The sequence below is a fragment of the Veillonella sp. genome (genome assembly GCF_041333735.1).
In the GTDB taxonomy this organism is placed as follows: domain Bacteria; phylum Bacillota; class Negativicutes; order Veillonellales; family Veillonellaceae; genus Veillonella.
In genome coordinates this window covers 175,526-191,229 of record NZ_JBGKFB010000001.1, presented here as the reverse complement: position 1 = coordinate 191,229, position 15,704 = coordinate 175,526, and the positions used below count along the sequence as shown (strand labels likewise).

General features: G+C 37.9%; 17 protein-coding genes. 16 read left to right on the top strand and 1 reads right to left on the bottom strand.

Going from position 1 to position 15,704, the window contains the following annotated elements:
• Positions 1 to 49 precede the first annotated feature (49 nt).
• The 5 genes from ACDF53_RS00905 (at position 50) to tnpA (ending at position 3,968) form a co-directional block, all read left to right on the top strand.
• A complete protein-coding gene (locus tag ACDF53_RS00905; protein ID WP_370815208.1) occupies positions 50 to 901 on the top strand; it encodes a hypothetical protein in 852 nt (283 codons plus the stop codon).
• A gap of 107 nt (positions 902 to 1,008) precedes the next feature.
• Complete coding sequence (locus ACDF53_RS00900) at positions 1,009 to 1,794, top strand: LemA family protein (RefSeq protein ID WP_370815207.1); 786 nt, start codon at positions 1,009 to 1,011, stop codon at positions 1,792 to 1,794.
• A gap of 383 nt (positions 1,795 to 2,177) precedes the next feature.
• Positions 2,178 to 2,993, top strand: a complete 816-nt coding sequence (locus tag ACDF53_RS00895; protein WP_370815206.1) for a class I SAM-dependent methyltransferase — start codon at positions 2,178 to 2,180, stop codon at positions 2,991 to 2,993.
• 9 nt (positions 2,994 to 3,002) lie between these two features.
• The gene (locus tag ACDF53_RS00890) at positions 3,003 to 3,332 is read left to right on the top strand and encodes a nitrous oxide-stimulated promoter family protein (RefSeq protein WP_296008883.1); all 330 of its coding nucleotides are present in this window, start codon (positions 3,003 to 3,005) and stop codon (positions 3,330 to 3,332) included.
• Positions 3,333 to 3,506: 174 nt separating this feature from the next.
• On the top strand, positions 3,507 to 3,968 hold the full coding sequence (gene tnpA / locus ACDF53_RS00885) for an IS200/IS605 family transposase (protein WP_005380067.1): 462 nt from the start codon (positions 3,507 to 3,509) through the stop codon (positions 3,966 to 3,968).
• Between the two features lie 170 nt (positions 3,969 to 4,138).
• Here the strand turns inward: tnpA and ACDF53_RS00880 are convergent, their stop codons facing one another.
• The gene (locus ACDF53_RS00880; RefSeq protein ID WP_295780646.1) at positions 4,139 to 4,417 is read right to left on the bottom strand and encodes a glutaredoxin; all 279 of its coding nucleotides are present in this window, start codon (positions 4,415 to 4,417) and stop codon (positions 4,139 to 4,141) included.
• Between the two features lie 193 nt (positions 4,418 to 4,610).
• On the opposite strand from ACDF53_RS00880, the gene ilvB reads away from it, so the two are divergent.
• From ilvB to ACDF53_RS00825, 11 genes are all read left to right on the top strand, one after another.
• The gene (ilvB, locus tag ACDF53_RS00875) at positions 4,611 to 6,338 is read left to right on the top strand and encodes a biosynthetic-type acetolactate synthase large subunit (RefSeq protein WP_370815205.1); all 1,728 of its coding nucleotides are present in this window, start codon (positions 4,611 to 4,613) and stop codon (positions 6,336 to 6,338) included.
• 8 nt (positions 6,339 to 6,346) lie between these two features.
• Complete coding sequence (gene ilvN, locus ACDF53_RS00870) at positions 6,347 to 6,859, top strand: acetolactate synthase small subunit (RefSeq protein WP_060924047.1); 513 nt, start codon at positions 6,347 to 6,349, stop codon at positions 6,857 to 6,859.
• A 163-nt stretch (positions 6,860 to 7,022) separates the two neighbouring features.
• Positions 7,023 to 7,610, top strand: a complete 588-nt coding sequence (locus tag ACDF53_RS00865; RefSeq protein WP_295826067.1) for a carbonic anhydrase — start codon at positions 7,023 to 7,025, stop codon at positions 7,608 to 7,610.
• Between the two features lie 31 nt (positions 7,611 to 7,641).
• Complete coding sequence (locus ACDF53_RS00860) at positions 7,642 to 8,106, top strand: hypothetical protein (RefSeq protein WP_370815204.1); 465 nt, start codon at positions 7,642 to 7,644, stop codon at positions 8,104 to 8,106.
• An 86-nt stretch (positions 8,107 to 8,192) separates the two neighbouring features.
• Complete coding sequence (locus ACDF53_RS00855; RefSeq protein WP_370815203.1) at positions 8,193 to 9,515, top strand: fibronectin type III domain-containing protein; 1,323 nt, start codon at positions 8,193 to 8,195, stop codon at positions 9,513 to 9,515.
• A gap of 369 nt (positions 9,516 to 9,884) precedes the next feature.
• Entirely contained in the window at positions 9,885 to 11,081 is a 1,197-nt protein-coding gene (locus ACDF53_RS00850; protein WP_370815202.1) for a M20 family metallopeptidase, read from the top strand.
• Positions 11,082 to 11,090: 9 nt separating this feature from the next.
• The gene (gene argF, locus ACDF53_RS00845) at positions 11,091 to 12,101 is read left to right on the top strand and encodes an ornithine carbamoyltransferase (RefSeq protein ID WP_370815201.1); all 1,011 of its coding nucleotides are present in this window, start codon (positions 11,091 to 11,093) and stop codon (positions 12,099 to 12,101) included.
• Positions 12,102 to 12,211: 110 nt separating this feature from the next.
• A complete protein-coding gene (gene argC, locus ACDF53_RS00840) occupies positions 12,212 to 13,162 on the top strand; it encodes an N-acetyl-gamma-glutamyl-phosphate reductase (RefSeq protein WP_370815200.1) in 951 nt (316 codons plus the stop codon).
• A 10-nt stretch (positions 13,163 to 13,172) separates the two neighbouring features.
• A complete protein-coding gene (argB, locus tag ACDF53_RS00835; RefSeq protein ID WP_303884757.1) occupies positions 13,173 to 14,030 on the top strand; it encodes an acetylglutamate kinase in 858 nt (285 codons plus the stop codon).
• Positions 14,031 to 14,120: 90 nt separating this feature from the next.
• On the top strand, positions 14,121 to 15,308 hold the full coding sequence (locus ACDF53_RS00830) for an aspartate aminotransferase family protein (protein ID WP_295825365.1): 1,188 nt from the start codon (positions 14,121 to 14,123) through the stop codon (positions 15,306 to 15,308).
• 138 nt (positions 15,309 to 15,446) lie between these two features.
• Complete coding sequence (locus tag ACDF53_RS00825) at positions 15,447 to 15,629, top strand: hypothetical protein (RefSeq protein WP_005385822.1); 183 nt, start codon at positions 15,447 to 15,449, stop codon at positions 15,627 to 15,629.
• Positions 15,630 to 15,704 lie beyond the last annotated feature (75 nt).

Here is a 15,704-nt window from a genome sequence, read left to right as displayed (position 1 = left end):
ATAGTCAAATTTCAATTGGTATATGTAGTTGTTTAGGGGAGAGAAATAAATGACCATACATGAACGAACTGCTAAATGGAGTAAAGATATACCTGAGATGGATGTACTATCCTTTGCTGAGAAGGAAATCGTTTGTAGTACGGTAGCTAAGCAATTATTCGTTATCTGTGTTACTATAGTTACTTTAATACTGATTGCTATTATAGTTGGTATGTTTGAAAGTCCATGGCTTCTAGATTATATGACGAATACGGCAGATACAGTCAATCAAAATTCAAGAACCGTGCACGCTCAAGCTAGGCAATCTGGTGGGACTATGGCTAGTTTGTCCCATATGATACCAGTATTAGCGACTATGTTGATACCTACAATGGCGGTGTTCTACATTATTAAAAGACCTTTGCTTAAAAGGGAAACAAAAAAATTAGTAGACAAGAAATTAACGGCGACTCCTAGTACTGATGATGTACTGACATCGGTGTATTGGGCCTTTTCTAATGAAGAATATGAAGATAATACTGCTTTCACTAAAGATATTATGAGCTATATAGAGGATAATGGAGCCAATTGGAATCCGAATGGTATTGCCGTTAATACTCATAAGGTATGCATCGTTTATGAAGCTTTTATTACTGGCTCTGAACAGCTACGAAGTAATGAGCATATTGTTGATATAACTGATTTAGATGAAGAGAACCGAATTGATGGTGTATTTCAAACCGACATTAAAGTTGAGTTTAGCGCAGATAATAGAAGATATTTTACTAATGTAGAACTATTAAGGAAAATTCATAATCAACTGGCTAATAAAGTGGCAGAAGGACTGGATTCTTTTGAAGGATTAGAATACGTAGAAACTGTAGATACAGTTCCTATATATCGTGTTATGATTGGAGATTAATAAATTTACTGTATTTCATGAATGAAATTTCATATTGCTTATATCTTTCATATGTATAATATTCTCAAAATTGCATGGTTATTTGTAATCGAAATGGAGAGAGTTCTATGTTTTCAACACTAATATTTTTTATAATTCTGTTTTTGATTTTCTTCTTTATTAAGCAATACAATTTACTGCAAAAGTTGACAGTAGAGATTAAAGAGGCCCGTGCCAATATTATCGTTGCATACGAGAAAAAGGTGGCTATCGTAAATCAGTTTACTAGTATTGTTAATGAGTATGATGATTATGAAAAATTAATCCAGTTGAAAGTGTCCGACAACTTTGTTGATATGGCTCGGGAAACATCTAAAGCAGTGAGAAATATTACGGCGCTCGCTAATCAGTTCCCAGATTTGAAAGCTAATACTCAATATGGTAAATTCTTGGAAGCTATTAATGAAAATGAAGCATTTATCTCTAATAAGCGTGAGTCTTATAACTTCCAAGTAAAAGAATATAATAGTGAAATTGCTCAAATTCCAATGGTATTTGTAGCGTCCTTACTAGGTTTCAAACAGGCTCCATTCTTTGATCCAAATAATGAAGAGGCTTTAGCTGAATTTAGTGGTGCTGATCCAGAAGCAATCAAAGATCTTGCTATGAAGGGCACAGATAAGCTGAAGGATACAACAGATAAAATTAGAGAATCCTTTGAAAAACGTGAACAAGAAGCACAAGCTAAGAGAGAAGAACGCCTTAAACAAGAGCGTGATGCTGCTTCTAATAATGAGAGTGTAAAGACTGAAGAGAAAGCTGACGCAGAGACACCTAATGCTGATGCACCTACGGCGGAGGCATCTAAAACAGAGGATGTTTCCAGTCCTGTAGAGAAAAAAGAAGATAAATAATTTTATATGTCTAACATAGCTATAGAGAGAAAAAATCTATAGCATAGTCATAGCGAAAACCTCCACTTTTATGAGTGGAGGTTTTTTATATCAAGATAAATGATATGAGATGTGTTGTGAATACAATCTGGGGATAGAATATTATATTTGATATTATCCAAATTGTATAAATGTGATTTGGGTAACACAAATTATTTTGAGAATGATGTACAATAAGAATGACCTTATGTAAATCTGAACATCCTAGGTGGAACACTAGGCATATAGGACATATTTAATGGAATATAAATGTATTGTTTTTATTAATACACTAATATATATCCCTTATTTTACATATGTATCCTTTATTTTACGTATGTATGAAGGGATATAGAGGAGATAGAATGACAAATAAAATACAAGAGCTTACCGTCAACGAAGTGTGGCGTGATGAGCAAGATGCATGGAATCACCGTTCCGATTATTTTGTAGAAATGCATAATCGAGAAGATCGTAAAGCACAAGTTACAGATTTTCTTACATTCTTGAAGGATGAAAATTTATTACCTAAAGAGGGGGGACATACCCTCGATATCGGATGTGGTGTTTGTGACTATGCATTGGGATTGGCTCGTGAAGGCTATAAAGCGACAGGCATTGATTTGTCTGATGGCATGATTCGAGGGGCTAAACAGTTGGCAGAGGCGGAAGGTTTAGATCTAAGCTTATATATTGCGCCTTGGTCCGAGGATACTCGCCGTGAGCTAAGCTGGGATAAAAGCTTCGACTTGGTGTACAGTATTTTCTGTCCTATTATGTTTGATGTAGAAAATATTCGTGCCATGCATGAAGCAAGTAAGGACAAATGCTTGTGGATTGCTTTTAGTGAACGTAGCGATGAGACGGTAGATATGCTGTCTGAACACTTCTTTGGTCGTGATTCCTTCCCTTGGGATGGTAAGATGAAAGAGTGTTTAGATGCTATTCATGAAATAGGGCATAATGTAAAAGTGACGTATAAAACGGTTCCTGAAACAGAGGTTATGAGCCTTGATAAAGCTGTGAATTACTTTACAATGCGACTACACAACAATACATGGGGCGATATGGAAGATATGAAAGAGGAAATCAGAAATCTCATTGAACCTTTAGCTATTAATGGAGAGATTCATAATAAGACGGTTGATAAAGTGGCCTGGGTGTCCTGGTCTGTAAAATAGGGGAGTACTATGACAGTTGATGAAAAACGTAAGTTAGAATTAAAAACCATGTACCAAATTATTGGCATCTATTGTCATAATAAGCACCATACGCCTAAGGGGCAACTTTGCAAAGATTGTGAACAGGTTTGGGAATATGCAGAGCATCGCATTGATGCATGCCCTCATATGGAAACGAAAACCTTCTGTAGTGTTTGTAAAACTCATTGTTATGCGCCTACATATCGTGAAAAGATTCGGGAAATTATGCGCTATGGGGGCCCTAGAATGTTATTGGTATCACCAATCCAAGTCATTAGACATATGTACCTTGAATGGAAAGACAAAAAAAGAGGCTAGCATTGCTAGCCTCTTTCTTAATTATTGTCTTTAGACTGGTTCGCGATGTAGTCGCGAATCATTAAACCACCCGCTATGCGGGTGCGGCAACGAAAGTTATACAAAAAAATCACCTTGCTTAAGTATAATGTAGGTGTTCAAGCCGCATTATATGCAAAAGAAAGGTGATTTTATATGGCAACAAAGACACAGAGCCTTGCGCACACAAAATGGTTATGCAAATACCACATAGTATTTACACCTAAGTATAGACGTAAAGTTATATATAATCAATACAGAAATAGTTTACGTGAAATATTGAGACGTTTATGTGAATATAAGGGCGTCAAGATTATCGAGGGGGAGCTTATGGCTGATCATGTGCATATGCTAGTATTAATCCCACCTAAAATATCAGTATCATCTTTTATGGGATACTTAAAAGGGAAAAGTGCACTAATGATGTTCGATAAACACGCAAACTTAAAGTATAAATTTGGAAATCGACACTTTTGGTCCGAGGGTTATTATGTTAGTACAGTAGGTTTAAATGAGGCTACAGTAAAGAAATATATACGTGAGCAAGAGTTACATGACCAAATGAAAGATAAGCTTAGTGTAAAAGAATATGAGGACCCTTTTAAGGGTAGCAAGTAATACACATCCCCTTTAAGGGGAACGTTACGAGTCAATGGCTATGCGGCTTGAACGTAGTGAAAGCCAGCGCCTTTAGACGCTGGCCTAGTACTACGGGCTTATAGCCCGTGAGCAAACCACCCGTTTTACGGGTGGTTCTGATTGTGTTATCACATTTTTGTGTAATAATCTTACGCGAGCGCTTTGTCCAATACAGCTTTGATTAAAGCTTTTGTTTGGTCATAGCTTTCACCAGGTTGAGCCTCGTATTGTTTGTCGAGGTCGAACCACAAGTTTGGATAGTATTCATAAGGATGAGTTTTGAAGAGTTCATGTGCATCTTGATCTTCAACCCAGTTGATATGAATATCCGCATAGGCAGGATTTTCTGCAACAAGTTCATCGATAGCACGGAATGCGTTTGCACAATAAGGGCAACCGTTTAAGTGGAAACCTAAGATTTCTTTCATGGTTTTACAGTCCTTTCCAGACATAATTAACATATATTTCTATAATTTGAGATTTAATACATACTCATGTACCACAACATGTGGTACACTACTGAGTATAACACATCTATATAAGATATTCAATTTTTTAGATATACCAAATGAGAATATTGAGAACGCAATATGCATGTTTTACATAGATAAGGAGGCACCTATGATTTCAGGCGCAGCATATGTGGTAAAAGCCCTTCAAGAGGAGCAGGTAGATATCCTATTCAACTATCCTGGGGCGGCCACTATCGATATCATGGATGAATTATATAAGCAGGACAAGGTAAAAGTAATTTTGCCACGTCATGAGCAAGCATTGGCTCATGCAGCAGACGGTTATGCTCGTAGTACAGGTAAAGTAGGGGTATGTATGGTAACCTCTGGACCGGGTGCTACCAATCTTGTAACAGGCATTGCTACAGCTTATTCTGACAGTGTTCCTCTCGTATGTATTACAGGCCAAGTTGATTTGGGGCTTATGGGGAATGATGCATTCCAAGAGGTAGATACTGTTGGTATTGTTCGCAATATTTGTAAATATGCTGTTACTGTTCGTGATCGTAAAGAGCTGGGACGCATTTTAAAGGAAGCCTTTTATATTGCCCGTACTGGTCGCCCTGGTCCTGTGCTAGTGGATATTCCTAAAAATATTCAAAAGGCTATGGGCTCTGATGAGTATCCAACAGAGGTTAATATTCGTGGCTATAAACCAAATACAACAGTCCACGTAGGCCAAGTTAAAAAGGCGTGCTCCATTATCAGTAAGGCTAAACGACCTCTGTTCCTATTAGGTGGCGGCGTTAGCATTAGTGGTGCTAACGATCTTATGATGCAGTTAGTAGAAAAAACAGGAATTCCTGTTGTAACTACATTGATGGGGAAAGGTGCCATCGATAGTCGTCATCCTTTATACCTTGGCAATATTGGTATTCATGGTGGCTATGCTCCGAATGTGGCTCTTACGGATTGCGATGTTATGATTTCCATTGGTACCCGCTTTAACGACCGCATTACAGGCAAGTTAAGTACCTTTGCACAAAATTGTAAGATTATCCATATCGATGTAGATGCAGCATCTATTTCTAAAAATATAAAGGTAGATATTCCAATCGTAGCAGATGCTAAATTGGCCATTGAAAAACTATTGGAATATATTGAACCTCATGATCTTGGTGAGTGGCCTGAGCAATTACAACAGCTTAAGGCGGAACGTCCTGTTACACAAGCGGATGAGGTAGGCTTAACACCTCAAACAGTTATTGATTACATCAATAACCACTATGCACGTCCTATTGTTGCTACTGATGTAGGTCAAAATCAATTATGGACCACACAATTCCTTGAACTTAAAGGACAACATCAAATGTTGACCTCTGGAGGCCTTGGCACGATGGGGTATGGTTTCCCAGCTGCCTTAGGTGCTCAAATCGGCAACCCTGATAAACGTGTATTTGCTATCTGTGGTGACGGTGGTGTACAAATGAATATCCAAGAATTTGCTACGGCTATGCACTATCGTTTACCTGTAACACTTATTATTTTGAATAATGGCTTCCTTGGTAATGTACGCCAATGGCAACAATTATTCTACGATAAACGATATGCGTGTACGAATTTATTGATGGATGAAAGCTCCATTGTGACACGTGAGATGATTGATAATGATGAATTCGAATACGTACCGGACTTTGTAAAATTGGCAGAAGCTTATGGTGCAAAGGCAATGCGCATTACTAAGGTAGAGGACATCGAAAAAGGATTCCAATTGGCGGATACTTTCAAAAATGGACCAACCTTACTTGAATTTATCATTCCTACAGAGCTTAATGTATTGCCAATGGTACCAGCAGGTAAGTCCTTAAGTGATATGTTATTAAAGGATAAAAAATAGGAGGGGCTATGGAATTACATATGGAAAAGCGCTGTATTTCAGCGTATGTAGAAAACCAAATCGGCGTATTGGCTAAAATTTCAGGCCTCTTCGCAGGTAAAAATTATAATCTTGATACATTGACTGTAGGTGAAACTGAAGATCCTACCATGTCTCGTATGACCATTGAACTCACTTGCGATGATTTGACGTACGAACAAATTATAAAACAGTTAAATCGCAGTGTAGAGGTTATTAAGGTTATCGACTTTACAGATATGCCGATTACGAAAAAGGAATTGCTGTTCATCAAGGTCAATAGCTGTAAAGAAGCGGATAAGCAAGAAATCTTCCGCATTGCCCAAACCTTTGATCTATTAGTTGTGGATTATAATCGTAAATCTGTTCTCGTACAATGTGTTAAAACAGTATCTAAAAATAACGACATGATTGCACTATTTAAAGATATGTTCGTCAACCGCATTGAAGTCGTGCGCGGTGGTAGCGTTGCTATTGAAGCATTATCTACACCAGATAGATAAGGCGTAGCTACGGCTATTATAAAACTATTTTAGAGAATAATAGCGTTAAGATAGCTAGTGATTTAGAACGTGTACAACTCGATATGATATAATATTTATATCGACCATTATTAATATAGAGACCTTGGTTGTATACCAAGGTCTTTTTTATATAGGAGGTACTATGAGTTTATTAGAAGACATTTTAGCCCATAATCGTGAATATGTAGAAGATCAAAATACGGGTTACGTAGAAACAGATACAAAGTGTAGTAAAATGCCAAGTCGTGAAATGGCCATTGTTACGTGTATGGATACGCGCCTTGTAAACTTCTTAGAAGATTCTATGGATATTGGCCGTGGTGAAGCGAAAATCGTAAAAACTGCTGGTAACTGTATTACTGGTCCTTTTGATGGCATTGTACGTAGCTTACTCGTTTGTATCTATGAACTAGGCGTTAACGAAATCTTTATCATTGGTCACCATGAATGTGGTATGGCTAAAACTACAGCGAAAGATTTAACAGAAAAAATGTTAGCTCGCGGCATTGCGCCTGAAGCAATCCACATGGTACGAAAAGAAATGGAACGCTGGGCTGATGGTTTTACACATCCTGCAGAAAATGTAGAAGAAACAGTAGACGAATTGCGCATGAACCCATTGATTCCTAAAGATGTGCCTGTTCATGGACTTATCTTCCATCCTAGAACTGGTGAAATCGAAGTCATCGTTAACGGCTATACACAAATGAAACAATACTACGAAAAATAATAGGTAAATAATTTAATAGAGGTATTGTGAATTGAGCAATATAGATAGACTAGATACATTTGAGGTAGCGTGTAAACATTTTCTCGGAGACTTTTCAAAATTTAAAGATCTTATTTCCACCCAAGTTCAATCATTAGATGGGCTAGAATGGTCTTTTGATAAAGGTTCTACTAAGGTTTGTAGTGCTGATGAAAAGGGCTTAAAAAAACGCTGCAAAGTTGGCATAAAATATAGTTTACTAGTTGAGTTATCTCAAGCTGATGCAGAATCTATTTGGACGGAATTTAGTCGATTTTGGGGTGCCACTACTTTAAATCAGCTTGAAAGAGTATGCAGCAATGAAGAATTAGGGCGCTATCAATTTATAGCTAATAACTCTATAGGCGATGAGCTTACTTGTGATATCTATTTACGTAATGAATGGAACATACCGCAATTAAATATGTTGGGATGTATTTCAGCTAGATATAGAAACGTAGATGTTCAAGACATATAGAAAAATCTTATTTGACTTAAAGTTAAGTTTAAGTTTTATAATGTGTTCATATTAGTACTTAATAGATATTTACATAAAGGAACTATATGAATAAAAGTAAACTATTAAAAACAATTGTAGCTATTGTAGCTTTGGTTATATTAGTCGTAGGTGGTTATGTATATAAAGATGCTATACAGAGTCGTATAGCTAGAACAGTTGCTGTTGTAAGTGGTCAAGATATTAAACCGCTCCTTGACTCTGAAGGCCGTTATATTCGGCAGATTGTCGCTAAAGATAATAGCACAAGCCGTACCATTATGTGGCAATCGGATAGTAGTGAAGCTGATGCGGTCATAGAGTTTCGTGTAGACGGGTCTGAAAATATTCAAAGTATAGGCGCTACAGATAAAGTTTTTACCGATGACGGTAGTACCACCTATATCCATGAGGGTACTTTGACAGGTCTAACACCTAGTACCAAATACGAATATCGCGTTGGTTATGGCAATGATCGACGTAGTGATTGGTACTCATTAGAAACTGCTGGTGCTAGTGTATATGATGTTCTTATCTATCCAGATTCTCAGTCTGGAGATTATTCCGGATGGGAACAGCTGGTTAAAGATTCCGCACATCGCAATCCAAGGACGGCCCTGTATATTAGCATGGGGGACCTTGTAGATAACGGGGAACAAGATTATCAGTGGCGCACTTGGTTAAATTCCATCAGACCATTGAGTGCTAATGTGCCGTTAGCACCGACCTTAGGCAATCATGAGATGTATACATTAGATTGGAAAATGCGTGAGCCTCGTGCGTATCTCAATTATTTTGATGTACCACCTAATGGGAACGAAACCTTTAATGGCCGTTATTACTCCTATGATTTCGGCGATGTCCATTACGTTGTATTAGATACGATGTTATATGAAAGCAATCATGAGGATAATCACGATACGCATCATCCTGATCTATACGATGTAGAGGTTCAATGGCTACGACAAGATTTGGCAGCTAATACGAAAAAATGGACTGTCGTTCTCATGCATCGTGATCCATTCCAATATGCCTTTGACCGACCAGGTGCAAGCCGTGCTGTAGGCTTCGATGAAGAGGGTATATTGTTTATGCCAATCTTTGATGAGTTTAATGTAGATTTAGTGTTGTCAGCTCATTTACACTCCTATCGCAATAGAGGTCATGTGCGCAACTTTGAGCGGGATGCATCAGGACCACTATATATTCTTACTGGTATAGCCGGAGATGCTCGCCGTCCTAAATGGAAAGAGCATCCTTTAGATGTATATGTGGCACCAGACCGAGAAAAAAATAACTATATGACGATGACTGTTACACTAAATAAATTGATTGTAAAAGCTTTCTTACCTGATGGTACACAGCTCGATGAGTCGGTGATAGAGAAATAAAAGCACAAGAGTACAAAAGTATAAGAATATAAGAATATAAGAATATAAAAGTAAAAGACACCTTCTTTGGGAGGTGTCTTTTTTTGTGTGTTTATACAAATTGTTTTCTAAAATGTATCCATAAAATAGGTTAACATATAAAAGATAATTATATATTTATTAGGTATTTTATATGCTAAATAAAGTTCATGTAAATTACAGTTTTAAGGACTATGATAAAAATTAATCCATAGAATGACAAATAAAAATACAATAATTATGTATAAAACTTGAATAATACGAGCAATAGTATTATAATACGTACATGAGTTATAAAAATACACAAAATATGTATAAAATATGCATACAGTGTATAAAGGAGATAGAGTAATGAGCACATTACAAGATTTGATTAAGAAATATGCCGCACAATATAAAGAACAAGTTGTGGAATGGCGTCGACATATTCATAGCCATCCAGAATTATCTGGTGAAGAAAAAAATACATCCTTATTTATTCAAAAGGTTCTTGGCGAATTAGGGATTCCCTTTGTAAATGATGTTTCCGATTATGCTGTTATCGGTAAAATCGAAGGAGCTCAACCTGGGCCAGTAATCGCATTGCGTGCTGATATAGATGCATTGCCAATTCATGAAACTACAGGCTTGCCATTCGCATCAGAAAATGACGGCGTTATGCATGCATGTGGTCATGATAGCCATATAGCAATTTTGCTTGGTGCCGCAGCGATTTTACAATCTATTAAGGATCAATTGCACGGTACTGTAAAGCTTGTGTTCCAACCTTCTGAAGAGGAAGCGCTATTCCCAGGTGCACAAGGCATTGTAGATAGCGGTATCCTTGATGACGTAGATGAAATATATGGTCTTCATGTATGGCCTCAACTTCCAGTAGGTACTGTAGGTCTTAAAAAAGGTAACTTAATGGCTGCATCGGATCACTTCCTTGTGCATATTAAAGGGAAATCGACTCATGGTGCGGAGCCTCATAATGGGGTGGATGCCATCGTAGCCGCTGCTAACTGGATTGTAAATGTGGAATCCATGGTAGCTCGTGAAACAAACCCAATGGAAAACCTCGTGTGCACCATTGGTGTGATTAATGGTGGTGATCGCTATAATGTAGGCTGTGGCGATGTATATCTAGAGGGTACATGCCGTACCTATGCACCTGAAAAACGGGATTATATTGAACGACGTTTAGGTGAAAGTTTACAAGCACTCGACATGTTATTAAAAACAAAGAGTACCTTAGATTATAAACGTGGTCATGGTGCTACTATCAACAATCCAGACGCCATCGATTATGCTACGTCTATTGTAGAGAAATATCTCGGTAAAGAAGCAGTGGTACATCCTGAGTTTCCTTCGATGGCAGCGGAAGATTTCTCCGCGTATCTTCATAAAATCAAAGGTGCCTTCCTTTGGTTAGGTACAGGATTTGATGGTAATCCAGCGTTACATAATGAGGCTTTCACCATTGATGAAAGTATTCTAGAACCTGGTATAACAATGATGGCTGCTATTGCCGCCGAATTTTTACAAGAAAAAAGTAGTTTGAAATAAGAGGTTATCATGAAAAGTTTACAACATACATCATTTAAAACAATGCTTCAATATACACCAGAAGAAATTAAATACTTCTTAGAGCTAGCAGCAAAATTAAAAGCTGATAAAAAAGCAGGTAAAGAAATCAAAACATTAGTAGGTAAAAACTTTGCATTAATTTTTGAAAAGGATTCTACACGGACACGTTGTGCCTTTGAAGTCGGTGCTGCGGACCAAGGTGCTCATACAACATATCTTGGCCCTACAGGTTCCCAAATGAATAAAAAAGAATCCTTAAAGGACACAGCTCGTGTTTTAGGATCTATGTATGATGCTATCGAGTTTAGAGGTTTCGATCAAGCCGATGTAGATACATTAGCTGACTATTCTGGCGTCCCTGTTTGGAATGGTCTTACTGATATGGATCATCCTACTCAAACATTAGCGAATTTCTTGACACTTCAAGAAAATATCGACAAACCATTAAATGAAATTTCCTATGCTTATGTGGGTCACGGTCAATCTAATATGTGTAATGCCTTAATGAGTGGTGCCGTTAAAATGGGCATGGATTTCAGACTCATCGGTCCTAAACAATACTGGCCAGAAGGTCCATTCTATGAAGAATGCTTGAAAGTTGCAAAAGAAACAGGTGCTACTATTACATGTACAGATAATGTAGCCGAAGGTGTTAAAGGTTTAGATGTTATTTACACAGGTGTATGGGTAACCATGGGTGATACCTATGATATGTGGGAAGAACGTATCAATACGTTTAAACCATTCCAAGTTAATGCTGAAATGATGGCATTAACAGGTAATCCAAATACTAAATTCTGTCACTGCTTGCCAGCATTCCACAATACGGAAACTCAAGTAGGTAAGGATATCTTTGAACGGTTCGGCATGAATGGTATTGAAGTAACTGAAGAGGTATTTGAAGGACCAAACTCCTTAGCTTTCCAAGAAGCAGAAAATCGTCTTCATACCATTAAGGCGGTTATGGTTGCTACATTTAGTGACTATCCATTGAAGTAATTTCATCTCCCTAGAAGGTGATGTATGGTATAGTTTGTTTCCTATTTATAATAGCTGAGGGGCTGTATAAATAGGTGTGAGTCACCAATAGGTGAGAATTGAGGTTTACTATGGCACCCTATAAAGTATTTATTGTCGGTCACGAAGGTACGACAGGTTTAAGAATTCATGAACGGTTATCTGATAGAAAAGATATAGAATTATTGGCTACTGCTGATGAGGATCGTAAAAATGTAGAGGCTATTAAAGCGGTGGCTAAAGAGGCAGATATTGTATTTCTCTGCTTGCCTGATGCAGCATCTAAAGAAATCATAGCGGCCATCGGTGAGCTGCCTTGTAAGGTAATTGATACATCCACTGCATTTAGAACTGCTGATGATTGGGCCTATGGTTTCCCAGAACTTGGCGCTGATTACAAAACGGCTATTGCTACTGAAAAGCATATTGCCAACCCAGGCTGTCATGCGAGCGGCATGATTGCGTGTATTGCGCCTCTTGTAAAAGCCGGTCTCGTGCCAACAGATTATCCTTTCACCATTACATCCTTAACAGGCTATAGTGGGGGCGGTAAAAAGATGATTGGTCAATATGAAAGTAATCCAAAGGATTATTTTCTTTATGCACCGCGTCAATATGGTTTAAGTCAACAACATAAGCATTTGCCAGAGGTTCAACATGTTTGTGGACTTAGTGAAGCACCTATTTTTATCCCTATCGTTGACGATTATTACTCCGGTATGGAAGTTACCGTAGGTATCCATAGTCGTCTATGTCAAAAGACAGTTAGCATCGATAAAGTGCAACAGGCATTGGAAGACTTTTACAAAGATAGCACAGTCGTTACTGTTGTACCATTTACTGAGAATAGCAATACTGGTATGTTAAATGCTAATCAAATGAGCAATACAGATAGCATGAAAATCTATGTAACTGGTAATGATGAACGCATCATGGTTAATGCCATTTTCGATAATTTAGGTAAAGGTGCCTCTGGTGCTGCCGTTCAATGTATGAACATCGCGTTAGGCTTACCAGAGGATACAGGCCTAGTATTAGGTTAGAGAGGGAACTATGAAGGACGTAACAAATGCAATGCGGGCGCATATCTTAACTGCGGCCGTCCCATATATTAAACAATATACCGATCAATACGTAGTCGTTAAATATGGCGGCAATGCCATGATTGATGAAGAATTAAAAAAATCTGTTATGAAGGATTTACTATTACTCCAATTAGTAGGTGTAAAAGTTGTCCTCGTTCATGGCGGCGGTCCAGCTATTAATAGTACATTGGATGCAATGCAGATTGAATCACATTTTGCAAATGGCTTGCGTGTCACTGATGAAGCGACAATGGATGTGGTACAAATGGTATTAGCCGGTAAGGTTAATAAAGGTCTCGTAGCAGATTTAACAGATCTCGGTGGTAAAGCTGTGGGCCTTTGTGGCGTTGATGGTAATATGATTCAAGTTCATAAACAAAATGATGAGCTTGGGTACGTAGGCTCTATCGATACTATCGATACAAGCATTATCGACGATGTTATTAGTCGAGGATATATTCCTGTTATTTCCTCCATTGGTATGGGGGCTGATGGCAAGACATACAATATCAATGCCGATACGGTGGCAGCGAAAATTGCAGGTGCTTTAAAGGCAGAAACAATGGTGGCAATGACCAATATTGATGGTGTGTTACGAGATGTACATGATCCTGAATCTCTCATCTCTAAAATTACCATGGTAGAGGCAGATCAATTAAAGGCAGATGGTATTATTGCAGGCGGTATGATTCCTAAAGTAGATTGCTGCTTAGAGGCTATTAAATCAGGTGCCCAAAAGGTATTTATCATCAATGGTGAGATTCCACATGCCATTCTTATTGAGCTATTGACCGATGAAGGTCTTGGCACAATGTTTGTAAAGTAATATAGTAGGTATGGCGATGGTAATCATTTATTACCATCGTTACCTTTCATATAGATAGACGACGGCACGACCGTACGTTTGGAGGATGTAATGAGTAATACAATCGATTTTGAACAACAAGATAAAGAATATATAGCCAATACGTATGGCCGGTTTAATGTATGTTTTGAAAAAGGTAAAGGTTCTCTTTTATGGGATGTAGATGGTAAAGAATACATCGATCTTGGCTCGGGTATTGGTGTAACAGCATTTGGTGTAGATGACGATGAATGGACAGAGGCGGTAACAAAGCAATGTCATGCGTTGAATCATATCTCTAATTTATACTATTCTTTACCACAAATTGAATTGGCAAAACAACTATGTGCCAAAACAGGAATGAAGAAGGTATTCTTCTCCAACTCTGGTGCAGAATCTAATGAATGTGCCATCAAGGCAGCTCGTAAATATAGTCATGACAAATATGGTGACGGTCGTCATGTCATCGTTACGTTAGTAAACAGTTTCCACGGTCGTACTATTACTACCTTGTCTGCTACAGGCCAAGATGTATTCCATCAACATTTCTTCCCATTTACAGAAGGCTTTATTCATACACCAGCTAATGATATTGATGCGGCATTAAAAGCGCTTGATAATCCTGCTGTTTGCGCCATCATGATGGAACCTATTCAAGGTGAAGGTGGTGTTATGCCACTAGATAAAGAGTTCGTACAAGCGGTAACAAAATATGCTCATGAACATGATCAACTTGTGTTAATCGATGAAGTACAAACTGGTAATGGCCGTACTGGTAGTTTATATGCATACCAACAATTCGGTATTGAACCAGATGTAGTATCTACTGCAAAAGGTTTAGCGGGTGGTCTCCCTATGGGCGCTACCTTATTCAATGAAAAGATGCAATATGTGTTAAATGCAGGTGCACATGCTACAACCTTTGGTGGTAATCCAATCTGTGCGGCCGCAGGTAACACGATTATTAGTCGTTTAACACCAGAATTCTTAGATTCTGTGAAAGCAAAAGGGGACTATGTAAAAGCTGCTTTAGCTGGTAAACCTGGTATCCTTGGTGTAAGCGGTATGGGCCTCATGCTTGGTATTGAAACTACAGTAGATCCAAAAGCAGTTATCGCAAAATGTCTTGAAAAGGGCGTTGTATGTTTATCTGCGAAAAATAAAGTACGTCTTTTACCAGCTCTTAATATCCCTCAAGAACAATTGGAGAAAGCGATTACTATTGTAGCTGAAGCGATTGAAGAGTTAGCTGCAAAATAATATTACGCATAACTTTCATAAAGATTATTTAAAATAGTTGCGTAACCGTATTACTATTGAAATAAATCGATGAATATATAGACTTTAATTCTTATTCGTGTTACCCTAGAAGAAATAGTCTATATTGGAGGAGTAAATATGAATACAGAATCCTTACGTAACGAAGTATTGGTTCCTGCAGTAGCAAAAACATTAGATATTGCTACAAAAGCAAAACCTACAAAAGAAGAACTTTTCACAACAGCAAAAATTACAGCTGCTGTGGCAGTTGCAACAGCTGTTGTATCCTTAGCGGTACAAGCAGTATTACGCAACCGATAAGCAATTAAGAAAACGACATGGCGTGGCCTGTCGTTTTCTTTTACTTTTACCCCGTTATTCCCCTTTATTAAGGGA

What these genes read in the sequence shown, in the direction of transcription:
- ACDF53_RS00865 (WP_295826067.1), top strand. Translation starts at nt 7,023, where the DNA reads ATGAGTTTATTAGAAGACATTTTAGCCCATAATCGTGAATATGTAGAA.
- argC (WP_370815200.1), top strand. Translation starts at nt 12,212, where the DNA reads ATGGCACCCTATAAAGTATTTATTGTCGGTCACGAAGGTACGACAGGT.
- ACDF53_RS00880 (WP_295780646.1), bottom strand. Translation starts at nt 4,417, where the DNA reads ATGAAAGAAATCTTAGGTTTCCACTTAAACGGTTGCCCTTATTGTGCA.
- ilvB (WP_370815205.1), top strand. Translation starts at nt 4,611, where the DNA reads ATGATTTCAGGCGCAGCATATGTGGTAAAAGCCCTTCAAGAGGAGCAG.
- ACDF53_RS00830 (WP_295825365.1), top strand. Translation starts at nt 14,121, where the DNA reads ATGAGTAATACAATCGATTTTGAACAACAAGATAAAGAATATATAGCC.
- ACDF53_RS00895 (WP_370815206.1), top strand. Translation starts at nt 2,178, where the DNA reads ATGACAAATAAAATACAAGAGCTTACCGTCAACGAAGTGTGGCGTGAT.
- ACDF53_RS00905 (WP_370815208.1), top strand. Translation starts at nt 50, where the DNA reads ATGACCATACATGAACGAACTGCTAAATGGAGTAAAGATATACCTGAG.
- ACDF53_RS00850 (WP_370815202.1), top strand. Translation starts at nt 9,885, where the DNA reads ATGAGCACATTACAAGATTTGATTAAGAAATATGCCGCACAATATAAA.
- ACDF53_RS00825 (WP_005385822.1), top strand. Translation starts at nt 15,447, where the DNA reads ATGAATACAGAATCCTTACGTAACGAAGTATTGGTTCCTGCAGTAGCA.
- argB (WP_303884757.1), top strand. Translation starts at nt 13,173, where the DNA reads ATGAAGGACGTAACAAATGCAATGCGGGCGCATATCTTAACTGCGGCC.
- ilvN (WP_060924047.1), top strand. Translation starts at nt 6,347, where the DNA reads ATGGAATTACATATGGAAAAGCGCTGTATTTCAGCGTATGTAGAAAAC.
- argF (WP_370815201.1), top strand. Translation starts at nt 11,091, where the DNA reads ATGAAAAGTTTACAACATACATCATTTAAAACAATGCTTCAATATACA.
- ACDF53_RS00890 (WP_296008883.1), top strand. Translation starts at nt 3,003, where the DNA reads ATGACAGTTGATGAAAAACGTAAGTTAGAATTAAAAACCATGTACCAA.
- ACDF53_RS00855 (WP_370815203.1), top strand. Translation starts at nt 8,193, where the DNA reads ATGAATAAAAGTAAACTATTAAAAACAATTGTAGCTATTGTAGCTTTG.
- tnpA (WP_005380067.1), top strand. Translation starts at nt 3,507, where the DNA reads ATGGCAACAAAGACACAGAGCCTTGCGCACACAAAATGGTTATGCAAA.
- ACDF53_RS00900 (WP_370815207.1), top strand. Translation starts at nt 1,009, where the DNA reads ATGTTTTCAACACTAATATTTTTTATAATTCTGTTTTTGATTTTCTTC.